This window comes from Saccharopolyspora oryzae (assembly GCF_027853915.1).
Taxonomy (GTDB): domain Bacteria; phylum Actinomycetota; class Actinomycetes; order Mycobacteriales; family Pseudonocardiaceae; genus Saccharopolyspora; species Saccharopolyspora oryzae.
Map to the genome: position 1 here is coordinate 19,583 of NZ_JAQGLA010000034.1, position 15,635 is coordinate 35,217.

The 15,635-nt window shown below is 70.7% G+C and carries 12 protein-coding genes; 3 read left to right on the forward strand and 9 right to left on the reverse strand.

The genetic code is table 11. The features are described 5' to 3' along the window. Nucleotides 1–42: 42 nt before the first annotated feature. The 7 genes from OU415_RS20490 to OU415_RS20520 all read right to left on the reverse strand — a co-directional run bounded on the left by OU415_RS20490 (nucleotide 43) and on the right by OU415_RS20520 (nucleotide 11,006). On the reverse strand, nucleotides 43–1,608 hold the full coding sequence (locus tag OU415_RS20490) for a TRAFAC clade GTPase domain-containing protein (RefSeq protein ID WP_270950523.1): 1,566 nt from the start codon (nucleotides 1,606–1,608) through the stop codon (nucleotides 43–45). Beyond that, the gene (locus tag OU415_RS20495) at nucleotides 1,609–4,005 is read right to left on the reverse strand and encodes a GTPase-associated protein 1-related protein (protein ID WP_270950524.1); all 2,397 of its coding nucleotides are present in this window, start codon (nucleotides 4,003–4,005) and stop codon (nucleotides 1,609–1,611) included. It lies immediately after the preceding gene. Then, nucleotides 4,002–5,189 carry a TRAFAC clade GTPase domain-containing protein gene (locus tag OU415_RS20500; protein WP_270950525.1) on the reverse strand — a complete coding sequence of 396 codons (1,188 nt, stop codon included), beginning with the start codon at nucleotides 5,187–5,189 and terminating at the stop codon, nucleotides 4,002–4,004. The genes OU415_RS20495 and OU415_RS20500 overlap by 4 nt, the downstream gene beginning before the upstream one ends. Before the next feature lie 152 nt (nucleotides 5,190–5,341). Continuing rightward, nucleotides 5,342–7,681: a hypothetical protein gene (locus OU415_RS20505; protein ID WP_270950526.1), complete on the reverse strand. Its 2,340-nt coding sequence runs from the start codon at nucleotides 7,679–7,681 to the stop codon at nucleotides 5,342–5,344. Between the two features lie 258 nt (nucleotides 7,682–7,939). After that, nucleotides 7,940–9,586, reverse strand: coding sequence for an Hsp70 family protein (locus OU415_RS20510; RefSeq protein ID WP_270950527.1), 1,647 nt, complete (start codon nucleotides 9,584–9,586; stop codon nucleotides 7,940–7,942). Beyond that, nucleotides 9,579–10,229, reverse strand: coding sequence for a nucleotide exchange factor GrpE (locus OU415_RS20515; protein ID WP_270950528.1), 651 nt, complete (start codon nucleotides 10,227–10,229; stop codon nucleotides 9,579–9,581). Before OU415_RS20515 ends, OU415_RS20510 begins: the two co-directional genes overlap by 8 nt. Before the next feature lie 228 nt (nucleotides 10,230–10,457). Beyond that, complete coding sequence (locus tag OU415_RS20520; protein ID WP_270950529.1) at nucleotides 10,458–11,006, reverse strand: snapalysin family zinc-dependent metalloprotease; 549 nt, start codon at nucleotides 11,004–11,006, stop codon at nucleotides 10,458–10,460. Nucleotides 11,007–11,301: 295 nt separating this feature from the next. Between OU415_RS20520 and OU415_RS20525 the strand changes: the two genes are divergently transcribed. The 3 genes from OU415_RS20525 to OU415_RS20535 all read left to right on the forward strand — a co-directional run bounded on the left by OU415_RS20525 (nucleotide 11,302) and on the right by OU415_RS20535 (nucleotide 14,131). Beyond that, a complete protein-coding gene (locus OU415_RS20525; RefSeq protein ID WP_270950530.1) occupies nucleotides 11,302–12,036 on the forward strand; it encodes a PIG-L deacetylase family protein in 735 nt (244 codons plus the stop codon). Further along, the gene (locus OU415_RS20530; RefSeq protein ID WP_270950531.1) at nucleotides 12,033–12,653 is read left to right on the forward strand and encodes a maleylpyruvate isomerase N-terminal domain-containing protein; all 621 of its coding nucleotides are present in this window, start codon (nucleotides 12,033–12,035) and stop codon (nucleotides 12,651–12,653) included. The genes OU415_RS20525 and OU415_RS20530 overlap by 4 nt, the downstream gene beginning before the upstream one ends. A gap of 161 nt (nucleotides 12,654–12,814) precedes the next feature. Beyond that, nucleotides 12,815–14,131: an amidohydrolase family protein gene (locus OU415_RS20535; protein ID WP_270950532.1), complete on the forward strand. Its 1,317-nt coding sequence runs from the start codon at nucleotides 12,815–12,817 to the stop codon at nucleotides 14,129–14,131. A gap of 112 nt (nucleotides 14,132–14,243) precedes the next feature. On the opposite strand, the gene OU415_RS20540 is transcribed toward OU415_RS20535, so the two are convergent. Both OU415_RS20540 and OU415_RS20545 read right to left on the reverse strand, forming a co-directional pair. Continuing rightward, the gene (locus tag OU415_RS20540) at nucleotides 14,244–15,188 is read right to left on the reverse strand and encodes a heme o synthase (RefSeq protein ID WP_270950533.1); all 945 of its coding nucleotides are present in this window, start codon (nucleotides 15,186–15,188) and stop codon (nucleotides 14,244–14,246) included. Continuing rightward, a complete protein-coding gene (locus tag OU415_RS20545) occupies nucleotides 15,185–15,580 on the reverse strand; it encodes a DUF3817 domain-containing protein (RefSeq protein WP_270950534.1) in 396 nt (131 codons plus the stop codon). Before OU415_RS20545 ends, OU415_RS20540 begins: the two co-directional genes overlap by 4 nt. Nucleotides 15,581–15,635 lie beyond the last annotated feature (55 nt).

The window sequence follows — 15,635 nt, forward strand, 5'->3', positions numbered from 1 at the left end:
ATCTGCGATCGGCGGTATGAATGGGAAATATGCCGTTACCGCTCATACGGCCGCCTTCTTCTCCTCGTCGTCGCCGAGCGGAAAACCACCGCGGCCCAGCAGCCACCGGAACGGTGCGGCCGGGGTCATCCGGTGTCCGGGCCGGGTTCCGGTCACCGAGGACACCACGAAGAAGCGGACCTCGGCGAAGTCCCGCTCCGCCGCCAGCACGAAGTTGTCCAGACCCGCGGTGACCAGCCATTCCCGCACCGAGCCCGCGCACAGGTCCGCCGCCCACGGCAGGTCGGCCAGCAGATCCGCCTTGACCACGGCGACCGCCAGCGCGCGCTTGCCGGTTTCCACGCCGTAGTCGCGCAGCCGCCGCGCCGTGACGTGGTAGATCTGCTCGGGATCGCCGCTGGCCGGGTGCGCTTCGGCGAGGCGCGACTCCAGGGCACCGCCGAGCTGGTCGCGCACCCAGCCGATGGTGAACGGGTCGATCACGAACACCAGTCCGCCGGCGTGGTCGAGGAACTCCAGCTCGCTGTTGTCCTCGCGGTCCTGGAAGAACTCCCCCGCCGCGTCGAACAGGTGCAGCAGCGCCTTCCCCCGCGACTTCACCAGCTGGGCGGTGATCGCCGCGGGCAGCTGCCCGGCCGGGGTCTTCGTGGTGTTGGCGCCGCTGGTGACCAGCTGTTCCCCGTGCTGGAAGGCCTCCCGGCTGGTCTCGTCGAGGAACTCCAACCGGGCGCCGTCGGCCGCGGCCAGATCGCGCAGCGCCACGAGCCCCGCGTGCACCAACCGGGTCTTGCCCGCCGAAACCGGGCCGAACACCGGGATCCGGACGTCGGTGACCGCGCCGGACCCGCCGCGCAGCGGCCGTTCGCAACGCTGGCAGAGCGCTTCCAACCGCCGGGACGCCCGCAGCACCGTCGTCGGCAGACGTCGTCCGCAGCCGCAGGTCCGCCACACCGCACCCAGCAGTCCGGGACGGAGGTCGCGGTGCACCGCCGAGCACCCGCTGCACCGGTAGGCAGGCACGGGCGTCACGTGGTAGCAGGTCGGGCAGCTGGCGCTGGCCCGGCGCAGCTTCCGCACGGCGTTGTCGCATCCGCGCATGAACCCGATCGCCGCACCCCAACCGAGCCAGCCCAGCAGCAGCACGACGACGCTGAGGACGAGAGCTTGCACCGCCCCCACCGCACCGCCGACCAGGAACGCCGGGGCCAGGAAGAGGGTGGCGAGGACGCGAACCCAGCGCTGCGCACCGAGCTGTCCGGGCCCGAACGCCCATCCCCAGATGCGCGCGACCAACCCGCCCCAACCGCCGAGGATCGCCGCCAGATCGCGCCGCCACTGCGTGACCAGATATCCCGGCCAAGCCCAGTCGCGGGCGAACGGACCCTTCGGCGCGCGCAGTCCGCCTGTTCCTCCGACGACATCGTCAGGCGTGGCCAGGACCGGCCGTCTCGGGCCGCGGTCGAGCAGCGTCAGCAGCGCGATGACCAGGGCTGTTCCGACCCCGCCGAGCAACAGCAGCGGGGCCAGGGCGGTGGCCACCGCAGCCATCAGCAGCAGGACGAACACCCCGCCGATGGCCAGCCCGCCGAACAGCAGCAGGTAGGGCATTCACCGCTCCCGTCTGCCGAACAGCCGCCGCGCGACCTGGCGGGTGCGCGCCTCTTTCGGCTTGCGCTGGGCGGTTTCCCGCAACCACTCGTGCCACGCCGCGGCGTGGTCGGCTTCCACGCTGCGCAGCAACTTGCTGACGCGCCGGTAGTCGGTCTGCTTGTGCGCGTGCATCCAGGCCTCGAGCTCGCGGTCGAAGGCCGCGCGCACCGTGCCGGTCGCCTCGTCCGACCAGGCCGCCACGAACGCCAGCATGACGGCGCGGTCCTGGCGCTCCGTCGCGACGTCCTCGTCGTTCCACACCGCGGGCAGTTCGCGGATCAGGGTCTGCTGGAGCGGTTCGCCGCTGGTGATCGCCATCTCCGCCGAGACCTGCGGATCGGTGTCGAGCAGCGCCTCGACGATCTTCCCGGCGCGCGCGGCGAGCACGTCTTCCGAGATGTCGCCAGGATTTCCCACTTCCGCGCCCTTGCGGCGGTAGTTGGCCAGCCAGACGCGCAGGCGGCTATCGTCCTCCCACAGCTTGCGCAGGTCCTGCCGGTCGCCGATGTGGTGGCTGAGCCCGCGCAGCACGTCGAGGTAGCGTCCGGACACTTTGGACTTCACCAGCACCCCGAAAGCCCGCTGCGCCAACGCATCCGACACCGAGGTGGACGGCACCTCGGCGAGGAAGTCGGAAAGCTCCACCAGCGTCGGCGCGGAATCGCCGAACAGCGCGTCGAACACCGCCTCACCGGTTCCGGGCCGTTCCGGCGCGCGCATCTGCTCGCGGAAGACCGCGATGGTCTCCTTCCGCACGGAACCGCCCGCGGCCACCGCAGCTGCCGCGATCGCGCGGTCCAACGGGCTGAACGGGTCGGTGGCGGTGCGGGCCAGCAACCGCCACCAGTGCTCCTTGATGTCCTTGGAGACCTCGTCCGCCCGCGGCCCTTCGAGTCGGCGCGCCAGCACGTCGCGCAGGAGGTCGACGAGCTCCGGGCCGCACGGCCAGCGCTCCGGGTCGACTCCGGCGTTCGGGTGGTGCGCCCACCAGTCCGCGAACCGCCCGGCCGCCTCGGTGAAGTTGCCCAACCGGGGCCGCACGTCGAAGCGGGTCGCGGTGCGCAGCAGCAGATCCATCCGCTCCGGGAGCACCGCACCGGCCGCGGACTCCACCAGCACAGCGGCCTGCTCGGCCTCGTCCGGACTCCACGCGCGGGCCTTCAGCGGAGCCCGAGTGTCGGCGGGTGTGCCGCGCAGGATCTCGTCGATCTCCGCGCGCAGCAACGCGATTCGCACCTGCCCGGACTGCTCCAGGTCGGTGTCGGCGAGCTTGGCCAGCACCGGCGTGCCCGGTTCGGAGTCCAGGACCGCGGTCAGCACCGGATCCAGCACCTCCGCCGCGGACACGGCCGGTGGCTCTGCCAGCCACTCGGCCAGCGCCAATGCCGGTTCCGCCCCGGTCACCTCCTCGTCCAGCGCCAGCACCCCGGCGGCCAACCGGTCCGCGGTGCCCGGGCGGTCCGCACTCCGGCCTCGCGCGAACTGGTGGGACAGCTCGATCGCGTCCACCACGTCGTAGGGGTCGGTGTTGAGGAATCGGGACACCCAGTGCCGCGCGGAGTCGCTGTGCTCGGCCTCCCGGTACTTGCCGGTGACCAGGTTGAACACCGCGAACTCGGTGTGCCGCTCCGGATCGGCCAGCGAGCCCGCCCAGTCCGGGTGCAACGCCAGCACTTCCTGCGCGCTGAACTGCGGGTTGGTCGCGAACACCCGGAATCCGACCTTCAGCGCCCGCTCCTGCGGCAGCAGCAGCGTCGCAGCGGCGATCCAGCGCACCACCGCGTCGGCGTCCTCGCTGACGAACACCACGCGCGGCGCGCCCTCGTCGTGCACCCGGTCGATCGCGGAATGCACTGCGAGCAGCCAGGACTCACCGTCCTTCTGCCCGCGCACCCACTCCCGCAGCGCCTCCACCCCGAACGGCCCGGCCTCGGGTTCGGCGGACACGGCAGGGCATTCGGTGCTCGGCGCGGGCTGCTCGACCCACCATGGCGCGCCCCACAGCTGCGCCGGCCGGATCGGTCCGTACAGCTGGGAATCGGTGGCCACGAGCGCGTGCGTGAACTGGTTGCCCTCCCGCACCCCGCCGGTCTCCGCGCCCAGGTAGATGCCGCGCGCGGTGGCGTAAACCCCGTTGTGCACGTGGACCAGCGAGGGCGGGTACTCCTCGACCGGTCGCTGCTCGCGCATCCACCCGACCGGCGCCTCGTACAGCGCCGAGCGCTGCACCACGCTCATCATCTCGTCGGTCGTCCCCGGCGAGACCGCCTGGAACTGGAACCCGGCACCGCCGCGCAGGCCCTGACCGGGACTGCAGTCGGTGTAGTACAACGAGTGGAATTCCCGCGCGCTCATGCTCGGCTCCGATCGATGACCTTGAAGTTGCTGAGCAGCCACAGCAGTGGTTCGTCCACGCGGAACGGTCGCACACCGGCCGGGTCGATCTGCTTGCTGCGGTAGTCCGGCTCCGCGCCGAGCGCCGACACCGCGAAGTAGCGGAACGTCCGGTAGTGCGCCCGCAGGTGGGCGTCGACGTCGTCGGCGCCGAGCTCCGCCAGCAGCGCTCTCAGGTGCTCGTCGGTGTTCTGACCAGCGGTTTCGTCGTACTCCGGGCCGGTTCTCGGCGGGCTCAGCAGCGGGTGGTCGGCGCCGAGCATCCCGAAGAACGCGTCGATCTTGGAGAACACCACCGCGATCGGGGTGCGCAGCTGCTTGCCGTCGCCGAGCCCGGTGCTGGAGCGCAGCATCTCGGTCACGCGGTTGAGCACGCCGATCGGCGGTTCGGCGTCGCGGCGACCGGCGTCGGGCACGGCGATCCGGTCCGCCGCGCCGGGCAGCTGGAACGGGTCGAGCAGCACGATCAGCCCGTCCGCCGAGGTCAGGTAGGCCTGGCTGTTGACGAACTCCTGGCTCGTCATGTCCTCACCGGCCGCGTCGTAGAACGACAGCGTGGTCGTCCGGTGCACGCGTCTGCCCAGCTGGACGCGCGGCTGCCGCCACTGCACCACCAGCGGGGTCCGGATGCCGTCGGCGGAACTGGTGGTGGACTCGAACAGCGATTGGTCGTCGAACAGCGCCTGCTCGTAGCGCTCCAGCCACTGCGCGGTGCCGACCCCGGCCTGCTCCCCGGCGAAGGAGATGTCGGCGTCGAAGCGGCGGCGGATGTTGTTGCGGAGCTCGTGCACGAGAACCGTGGTGTAGACGGTCTTCCCGGCGTTCTTGCCGCCGACCACGCCGATCAGCGGGCTCTCGCCGTCGGCGAAGTTGGCAGGCAGCGGCGTGTGGCACACCGGGCAGGCCCGGATTCCGCTGCTGGTCCCGCAATCCGGGCAGTCGGCCTTGCGCGGACTGCGCCCGAAGCGGCCCTGCGCTTCGAAGGTCGGGCCGGCCATCCCGGAGAACCCGGTGAGCCGCTGGCGCTCCGGATCCACCGACTTGGCGCACTTCTCGCGCCCGGGCGCGGGCCGACCGGTGCACTGGAACCGCAGGCTGCCCGCCGAGAACCGGTGGTAGCAGTAGGGGCACGCGACCTTGGCCATCTAGTCTTCCCTGCGCTCGTTGCGTCCTGATCGAGCCGAGCCCGTTCCGCACCGGGAAGACCGCAGTTTCAATTGAAACTGCGATCCGCCGTGCCTGGGTTCCGCAGTTTCAATTGAAACTGCGCATCTCCGGGCCGCTCCGGGGGTGCACATTAGGACACCTTCAGCTGCGAAACGGGCGGATCCACCAACTCGATACCGGGCGTTCGCACGAAGCACCGCACCCAGAAGGGCTTGCGCCGCGGAAGCTCGACCGTCACCTCGGCGGTGCCGTCGATCCGGTGCACCTCGCGGTGCACGACGTCCCCGTCGTCGGGTCCGAGCGGCATGACCCGACCGGAGGCGATGACGACGACGATCGAGCACTCCGGCACCGGGTGGTCGCTGCGGAACACGATCCGCGCGGTGCTCGCCCCGAACAGCCGGTTGCGGCGTTCGACCTGGTAGCTGACCTGCGCAGCGGGTCCGGAGACGGTCAGCTCGCTGGGCTTGGAGCGCCCTTCGCCGGCATCGGTGGCGGCGATCGAGGTGACCTGCACGCTCGCCTCGCCCGGTCCGATGTCGATCCGGCAACCGCCTTCGGCCTGGTACTGCTGCCGCGTCAACCGCCGCGACCCGCCTGTCGCGGCGCCGGTCCAGCACACCTCGGCCATCCGCACGTCGTCGGGCCACACCCAGGACAGCACGAACTCGTTCCCGAAGTGCCGCCCTTCCAACGAGGTCACGGGCGGCAACGTCGGAGCCACCCGCGCGGCGTGGCGCACCGCGACGGCCTCGGCGCCGACCTCGGTTCCGTCCGCACGCCGGTAGCGAGCCGTCAACAGGTAGGTGCAGTCCACCTCGACGTCCACAGTGGAGTCCCGGAACGACGTCCCGCCGCTGGTGGGCACGGCAACCTCACCGGACTCGTCCCGCCGCACCACGTCCACGCCAACGGCGTCCCGGTGCAGCTTCCACTGCCCCTCCACGGCTCCACCGCGAACCGCCAGCCGCACCCCGTGCACCGGCGGCAGCACGTCGACGGTCGCCCCCACCGGCCGCGACCACGCCCCGTCGGGCTCCGCCGCGAACACCGCGTACCCCGCGGTCACCCCGGCCGGCGCCGCAGTGTCCACCACGGCGGTCTCCGCCCCCTCGGCGACCACGTCGCCGTCGGCGGCATCACCGGGCTCCCGCCCGGCTCGCCGCACGACCCGGTACCGGGTGCTCCCGTCGTGGTCGGGCTGCGCCCGCCACGACAACCGCACCCCGAGGCCTTCCGGCTGCGCCGTCAGGTCCGCCACCGGGCTCACCGGGATCCGCAGCACCTCCGACGCTATCGCGGCGTCGTCGGCCGCCAACCGCGCTGCTTCCGCCAGCTGCCGCCGCGCTTCGCCTTCGGCTCCGCGCTCCAGCGCGCGATGCGCGGCTTCGCGCAGCGAGCGCACTTGCGCCGCGTGCCGGTCGACGGCCGCTTTCGCGGTCGCCGCCTCCTCGGCGTCGGTGATGCCCGCCAGGGCCTGCTGGGCGGATACCAGTTGTCCGGCGGCGAGCAGTTCGGTGACCTTGGCCAGGCCGCTGATCTCGACCTTCGTCGCACCCGTTTCGCTGAGCACGCTCACCACGACCTGCTGGGCCTCGCCCTCCTCCAGCCCGGACTGGCGCAGCACCCGCAGCAACGCCCCGGCCGGAGCACCGTTCTCGCGGAGCCTGCGGACGTCGTCGAGCAGGTGGTACAGCGCCAGCAGCCGGAGGTCGGTGCGCCCGACCGCGGTGTTCACCAGACCGAGCGCTTCGCGCGCTGCGCGGTTTCCAGAGCGCCGGTTCTCCCGATCAACGGCCGCCTCAACGGATTTCGCGCTCAACCCGTCCGGATGCTCTGGCGTGCAGCGGAATTCGTTGAGCAGCGCGTAGCTCTTGAGCTTGCCGTGCAGCAGCTCCGGGATGCCGGTGACCTCGGCATCGGCCAGCAGTTCCTTCAACCGCCGGAACAGGGTGTCCGGCAGACCGGAGGTCTTCGGCAGGTCCAGCGGGGCCTGCGTCCGCACGCCTGCCTTGGCCAGCGCCTCACCGACTTCAGCGGGTGCGAGCTGACCGAACGCCTCGCGCATCGCCTCCAGCTGACCAGGCGTGATCAGCCCGACTTCGCCGAAGTTGGTCCGGAGCATCTGGACGAGCTCGTCGATCTGCGCCCGCCCGGCGGCCGCCCGGTCGTCGTCCCGCGCGCGCCACCACGACATCCGCTCCATCGCCGCGCCGTGCTCGCGGCGCAGCTCCTCGTCCTCGCGCAGGAACGCCTTGTAGACGCTGGTGGTGAAGCTGGACTTGGCGGTGGACTGGGCGCTCTTGTTCCAGTGCGAGCGGACCTGCGACAACCGCTGCACCAGGTCCGCGTCTGAGAAGTCGGCCCCGATCGCGTACCGGGTGAGCAGATCGTCCGGTAATCGGCCGCTGCGCCCCCGCAACGGCCGCACCACTTCCCGCTCGTACGCCTTCGGATCAAAAACCAGCATCGCAGCCCGTCTCCGAGAAGGGTTCTGATCTTGTATTGCGCAAGTTGAGTCAGTTCCAAGGTTCTTCGTCTTTGAAACGCCGAAGGCGTTTAGCCCACCCTCGCCGCCTGCACCGCCGCGGGTTCTCAGGGGCCGTCTGGCGAGGACAGCCCGTTCGCCGTGTATTGGACATACATAAGAACGGGATCCCGCAGCCAGGCGGCCTCTGAGGTTCCGCCACCGGCACCGCTATGCAAAACGAGCCTGGAACACCGTATTTCAGCCGGAAACCGTGATGCCGGCGATCTTCTTCGCTGCTTCCTGGACCTCTTCATCGCTTCGGACGCTCACCCGAACCTTGATGTCCAGCGACTTCCCCGTCGACGGTTCGGTGGCGGTGAGTTCGAGCAAGCCCTCGTCGTCGACGGTCATGCGGATGTTCACCGGGGAGCCGATCGGCATCGGCGGCAGCCCGTCGATGAGCCCCTTGCCCTCGCTGATCTCCTTGTTCTCCGCCAGATCCGGACCGGCGACCACCCCGGACTGCTCGTAGAGCTCGATGCTCACCCCGGTCTGGCCCTCCTGGACGGTGGCCGTCTCCAGCGTGCGCTCCTCGGTGGGCAGCGAATCGTTCGCGTGCACCATGTGCTTGACGATGTGCTGCAGGGGCTTGCTGCGCCAGTCCGGGTCGGAGGAGTCGACGACCTTCACGCCGAAGGCCTTGGGCAGCACGTTGCGGGTCTGCTTGGCGGCCAGGTTCTCCAGCGCCCGCACCGAAATCCCGGTCTGCTGAGCCACGTTCCGCACGGCTTCGGACACACCGGCGGCCCCGTCCTCGGACGCCTCCCGGTGCACCACCCGGCCGAGCGCGTAGAGCGCGGCGCCCTTGGCCACCGCCAGGTCCGGATCGTGCAGCTTCGGGTCCCAGCCGAACTCGGCGCGCAGCCGCTCGGTGACCGCGGGCATCTTCGTGGCACCGCCGACCAGCAGCACCTCGTCGATCTTCGTGCCGGGCTCCTTGGACTCCAGCGTGGCCAGCGTGCGCTTGACGATGTCGACCGTCTTGTCCAGCAGGTCCTGGGTCTCGGTCTCGAACTGCGCGCGGCTCACCTCCACCCGCGCGCTGACCCCGGCACCGCGCAGCGCGACCGCGCGGGATTCCGCCTTGGACAGCTGCTTCTTGGTGTCCTCGGCGGTGGTGGCCAGCGACTGCAGGAACTCCTCGTCGTCCTCCACCTCGACGTCGTCGGGAGCCTGCTCCTGGAACTTCGCCAGCAGGTGGTTGCGCAGCCGCAGGTCCCAGTCCGCGCCGCCGAGGTGGTCGTCGCCGTCGGTGCACACCACCACGATCTCGTCCGTGGACACCCGGATCACCGTGGTGTCGAAGGTGCCGCCACCCAGGTCGTAGACCAGGATCGTCTTGTCGTCGGCCCCGGTGGTGGCCTCGTAGTGCAGCGCGGCGGCGACCGGCTCGGGCACGATGCCGATCACGTCGAGCCCGGCGATGGTGCCGGCCTGCTTGGTGGCGCTGCGCTCCTGCATGCCGAAGTACGCGGGCACGGTGATCACCGCCCGGGCCACCTCACCACCGGTGTGCGCGGCGGCGTCCTGCGCGAGCTGCTTGAGGATCAGCGCGGAGATGGACTCCGGGGTGTAGGTGCTGCCGTCGAACTCGAACTCGGCCTCGCTGCCCATCTGCCGCTTGATCAGCGACACCACCCGGTCCGGGTCGATGATCGCGGAGTTCTTCGCCACCGAGCCGACGACCACGTTCGACTCGTTCTCGAAGAACACCACCGACGGCGTCGTCTCGCTGCTGTCGGTGTTGCGGCACACCGCGGGGCGACCGGTCTCGTCGACGTAGGCGATGGCCGAATAGGTGGTGCCCAGGTCGATGCCGAACACCTGCAGATCGCCGTCAGACATCAGCGCTCATCCCCTCTGCTCGCGGGTCGTTCTCGGTGGTCGCGCTCCAGCGGTACACGTGCACGCGCGCGGGGACGGTCACGCGGTCGGTCGTGGTGTCGAGGTAGCCGTCGGAGACCACGAGGGCGATCCGCTCGTGCTGCTCGGGTTCCTCGGCGGGCAGGGTTTTCACGGCCCGGTGCTCGCGGGCGGAGAACTCCGCGCCCACCTCGGGCCGGATCGGCGCGCTGCCGCAGCGCTCCAGCGCCTGCTCGGCGCTCAGCGCGAAGGATTCGAGCAGGTCGGCGACCTGCTGCCGGGTGAGCTCGGGCGGCAGGGTGCGGGCCTGGTGCAGCAGGTCCTTGCGGAGGTTCTGCAGATCGGTGGTGATCGGGCGCAGCAGCAGGTTCTGCTCCCCGGCGCGCAACCGCTCCACCTCGGCGTGCAGCTTGTCGATGACCCGTTCCCGCGCAGCAGCCCGGTCGTGGTGCTGGCGCAGTTGGTCGGTCAGCTCGGAAACCGCCCCGGCGATCTCGGCGACCGGGTCCGGCGTTTCTCCCGCGGTGTCAACCGGTTCGGGAGTTTCCGGTAACTCGGCGGCGTCGTCCGGCGCGGCGGCCGCGGCCTCCTCGCGCTGGTCGTCCTGCCCTGGCTGGTCGTGCATCGCTTCGCCCGCCTCGCTGCTCGCCGTCGTCGCACGGGTGACCGGATGATGATCACCAAGCCTAGCCCGGCCCCACCCCGACCTGAGCTGGATTCACCGATTTCGACGATGCGACGGCGAGAACGGTTCCCGTGAGCACTTTCCGGTGCTATGGCCCCGCAAAGTGCTCACGGCGGATGACCTGCTGGGCTGCGGTGGTCGGGGCGATGACCACCGCAGCCCGCGTGCTCACCGCAGGGCGAGCACGTCTTCGGTGAACAGGCGCGGAGCCATCCGCACGCCATCGGCGAAGTTGCGCTCGACCTCGGCGATCTCGTCGGGGTTCGGCTTCGAGTTGGTGCACGTCGGGCCGGCGCTGGCGCCCGACATCAGGTCCTCGCACACACCGGTGCGGTTGTCCGGCAGCCCGAGGATGTGCCCGAGCTCGTGTGCGGCGATGCGGATCGTGTCGTGGCCCTCGTTGACCGCCTGGCGCCCCATCCACACCGTGCCCTCGCCGAGCCCGCGCATCTCGGTGCGCGGCCAACCGTCGTCGGCGAGCACCACGACGTCGGCGGCGCCGCCGTTGGCCGGCTCGAACTTGACGTTCTGCACGTTGTCGTTCCACACCTTCGCACCGGCGTCCACCGCGTCGCGGAACTCCGCGGACTGGCCCGCGTCGTAGGTGACCACCCGCACGTTCTCCGGGGCGGCCGAGGCCACCACCGGAACTCCCAAAGCCAGCAGGAAAGCGATGAACAAGCCGACAACGGGCCGCAGCGTCCTGGGCAGGATCATCTGCACCAACCTCCCTTAGCCGTCCGGATCTCGGTCTTTGACGAACGTATTGCGACCGATCACCAACGACGTCTAGGTGGCGTAGAGATGCCACTGCGCGAATTTGCCGGATAACGGGCGGAAAAAGCTGGGGACAGCAATTCCGGCACGGAATCCGACACACCGCCCGCGTGTCGTACCGCACAGTTCCCGCAGGTATGAGCGGCTTTTCTCAGCTGTCCGAGAAAACATGCGGCCGCACCGGCCCGGCTGCGCCACACTCTGATCGACCGCAGCTTTCCCAGGAGGCAGTGAGATGGTCGAGGAGCTGGAACCCGTGCCGACCGACTGGCAGCAGGCGCTGGCGATCGTCGCGCACCCGGACGATCTGGAGTACGGCTGCTCGGGCGCGGTCGCCGCCTGGACCGCATCCGGCCACGACGTCGCCTACCTGCTGGTGACCCGCGGCGAGGCGGGCATCGACGGCCTAGCCCCGTCGGAGGCCGCGCCGCTGCGCGAGCTCGAGCAGCACGCGAGCGCCGCCAAGGTCGGCGTGCACTCGGTGGAGTTCCTGGACCACCAGGACGGCGTGATCGAGTACGGCCTCCGGCTGCGCCGGGACCTCTGCCGAGCCATCCGCGAGCACCGACCAGGTCTGGTGATCACCCTCAACCACCACGACTCCTGGGGCCCGGGGAGCTGGAACAGCGCCGACCACCGCGCGGTGGGCCGGGCCGCCCTGGACGCGGTCGCCGACGCCGGGAACCGGTGGATCTTCCCCGAGCTCCTCGAACAGGGCTACGAGCCGTGGCAGGGCGTGCGCTGGATCGGCATCGCCGCATCCCCGAACCCGACCCACGCGGTGGGCATCGCCGACTACCTGGAACAGGGGGTGGCCTCGCTGGCGGCGCACCAGACCTACCTGGAGGCCCTGAGCGACGAACCGGCCGAGGAGCACGCCCGCCGCATCGTGCTGGAGTCCGCCCAGCACCACGCCGCCCGCTTCGGCGGCCAACCGTGCGTGACCTTCGAACTGATTGGAGCCGAATGATCGTCGATGCGCTGGAGCAGGCCTGGCAGGCGTGGGCCGCACTCGGCCGCGAGCTGGACGAGGCGCAGTGGCGCCGCCCGACCCGGCTGCCCGACTGGTCGGTCCAGGACGTCTTCGCCCACCACAGCGACTTCCCCGCGGGCACCGCGGCCGGGATCGAAGCGTCCGAACCCGCTGCCCCGGTGACGCACGCCGACGCCGCCGAACTGCTCGCCTTCATGCAGCAGCCGGGCGGCATCGCGGACCAGACCTGCGAGGAGGTCCGCACCGAAGCGATCCGACGGGCCGAGAGCCCGACCGCCGAGCTGGTCGAGCAGTTCACCGACGTCGCGCCGGCGGTCATCGCCGCGCTGCGCACCACCGACCTGAACCGCAAGGTCGACTACGGCGGGCTGGCCGTGGTGCCCGCGGGTGAAGCGCTCCGGATCTTCACGATGGAGGCCGTGGTGCACTACTTCGACATGGCCACCGCGCTGGACCTCCCGACACCGGGTCCCATGGCCGGTGCCCCGGTGCGCGAGACGGTGCGCCTGCTGGCCGAGACCGCCGACCCGGTCGCGCTCGTCGACGCCGCCACCGGACGCGGAACCCCGGCGGTGTTCCCGGTGCTGCACTGATCAGGGATGACAGCTGCCGTCGCCCACTGCGTCCGAACGGTGGCATGTCAGCGCGTGGTCGAGCCGCTACGGTGATCATCCCGGCCGGTGTCGAGGGAGCCCCCGCGAACGCTCCCGAGGGTGCTTGGCGCCCGCCGACGGTTGGGATCGAATTGACAGGCTTGGCTGCTCAGAACACGCAGATTTCCCGGCGCGCGGTGATGGCCGGTGCGCTGATCGCCGCCGGTGCCGCCGCGTGCACCGGCGGATCCGCCACTGGCTCGACGGGTGAGCGCTTGTTGTTGCGCGGTACCACCTTGCCCGACGGCCGCCGCGCCGATGTGCTGCTGGACCAGGGCAAGATAGCCGCGATAGGCGGGGACGGCGGAGGAGCGGACGAGCTCGACCTCACCGGTTACCTGCTGCTGCCGTCCGGGGCGGAAACGCACGCGCACCTGGACAAAGCGTTCCTGGGGCGGCGGGTGCCGAACCCGACCGGCGACCTGGCGGGGGCGATCGAGGTCATGTCGGCGCTCGCGCCCACGATGACCGACGAAGACGTGCGGGAACGGGCGAGCCGGGGCATCGAACTGGCCGTGCGGCACGGCTACACCGCGATCCGCACGCACGTGGACGTCAACGCGAAGAACGGCACGCGGCCGCTGAAGGTGCTGCTCGACCTGCGGCAGCAGTACGCCGACATCGTCGACCTCCAAGTGGTGGCGTTCGTCGGCCCGGTCTCCGGCGCGGCCGGCGCCCAGGCCCGCGAGTTGTTGGACGAAGGCCTGCGGCTGGGTGCCGACGTCGTGGGCGGCCTGCCCTACGCCGACCCCGACCCGGCCCAGGCGGTGCGCGAATACCTCGCCGCCGCGAAGGAACACGGGCGGCTAGTCGACCTGCACACCGACGAGACCACCGATGCGAACGTGCTCTCGCTGCGGGAGCTGATCGCGGAGACCGCCCGCGCGGGCATGGGCGGGAAGGTCGCCGCATCGCACTGCGTGAGCCTCGGCCAGCAGGACCCGGAGACCGCGGACCTGGTCGCGAAGGAGGCGGCGGCCGCGGGTGTCGCGGTGATCACGCTGCCGCAGACCAACCTGTACCTGCAGGGGCGCGAGGCCGGTATCCGGGTGCCGCGCGGGCTGACGGCCATCGACGCGCTGCGCCGAGCGGGCGCCGTGCTGGCCGGTGGTGGCGACAACTGGCGGGACCCGTTCAACGCTGTCGGCCGGGCGGATCCGTTCGAGATCGCCTCGCTGCTGGTCGCGGCGGGCCACCTCGACACCGCAGCGGCCTACGCGGCGGTGTCCGACCAGGCCAGGACCGTGCTGAACCTGCCGCCGGTGGGCCTGCGCCCGGGCGACCCGGCAGAGCTCCTCGCGATCCGCGCAGCGGATCTGGACGAGGCCGTGGCGGGCGCGACCGAGGACCGCGCGGTCTTCCACCGCGGCCGACTCGTCGCCCGGACCCAGGTGACCACGGCGTTGCACCGTGCGTGAGCGGCACCGATGAGTTCCCGGCTCGCCGGCCGCTTGAGGACACGAAAAAGGCCGCTCACCTCGCGTACAGAGGTGAACGGCCCGTTCGCTTTCGCCGCTTCGCGGCGGGGGCTCAGCCCAGCACCGGGAGACCGACCGCCGCGTCGACCGCGATGGCCACGAAGAGCAGGGCCAGGTACGAGTTCGACAGGTGGAAGAGCTTCATCGGGTTGACGGCCTTGCCGTTGCGCACCGCGGTGTGCAGCCGCTGCGCGACGATCAGGAACGCCGCTCCGGCCAGCACCGCGAAGGCCACGTAGACCCAGCTGGTCACCGGGACCAGCAGCAGCGTGCAGCCCACCGTCGCCCAGCTGTAGGCCAGGATGCGGGCCGACACCTGGCGGGTGGTGGCCACCACCGGCAGCATCGGCACCCCGGCGCGGGCGTAGTCGTCCTTGTACTTCATGGCCAGCGACCAGAAGTGCGGCGGCGTCCACAGGAACACCACGCCGAACATCACCAGCGCGGGCCACTCCACCTTGCCGGTGACCGCGGCCCAGCCGACCACCACCGGCATGCAGCCCGCAGCGCCGCCCCACACGATGTTCTGCGAGGTCCGGCGCTTGAGCACCAGGGTGTAGACGAAGACGTAGAACAGGATCGCGCTGGTGGCCAGCACCGCGGCCAGCAGGTTCGCACCCGCCCACAGCACGGCGAAGGACACCACGCCGAGCACGATGCCGAAGATCAGCGCGTTGCGGCGCGGCACTTCGTAGCGCACCAGCGGGCGCTTCTTGGTCCGGTGCATCACCGCGTCGATGTCGGAGTCCGCGACGCAGTTGAGCGCGTTGGCGCTACCGGCGGACATGGCGCCGCCGACCAGCGTCACGATCACCAGCCACGGCGACGGGATGCCGCGCTGCGCGAGGAACATAGCGGGGACCGTGGTGACCAGCAGCAGCTCGATGACGCGCGGCTTGGTCAGCGCGAAGTAGGCGGCGACGACACCGCGCCGGCGCCCGGCAGCGGGTGCGGCGGCTTCAGCGGATGCCGAGGCGGACTCGTGGGTTGCTGTCATGAGGCCGGCGATTCCTCCGCGGTCCGGGTGTGCGGCTCGGTCAACGGCTTGCCCGCCATCCGCAGCTCGTGCCAGTGCGTCACCTTGCGCTCGGCGACGAACGCACCGAACGGGATGGTGCCGGCCAGCAGCACCAGCAGCATGCGGCCGATCGGGACGCGCAGCTGGGTCGTGGCGACGACGGCGACGAGCAGGTACACCATGTACAGCCAGCCGTGCGCGACACCGATCCGGAAGGTCCAGTCGGTCCCGAGCTGCTGGGTCGAGGTGCCCTCTTCCCACAACCCGGCGTAGTGCCCGTACTTGAGCACCATCGCGGCGCACAGGAGGATCAACAGCACCGCGGTGACGTACGCCATGATCCGGTAGAAGATCAGCACACCAGGCTTCACGCCAATCCCTCAATCCCGCCTCGTGCCTAGAAAGAACGGTGTCAACAGACCGTAC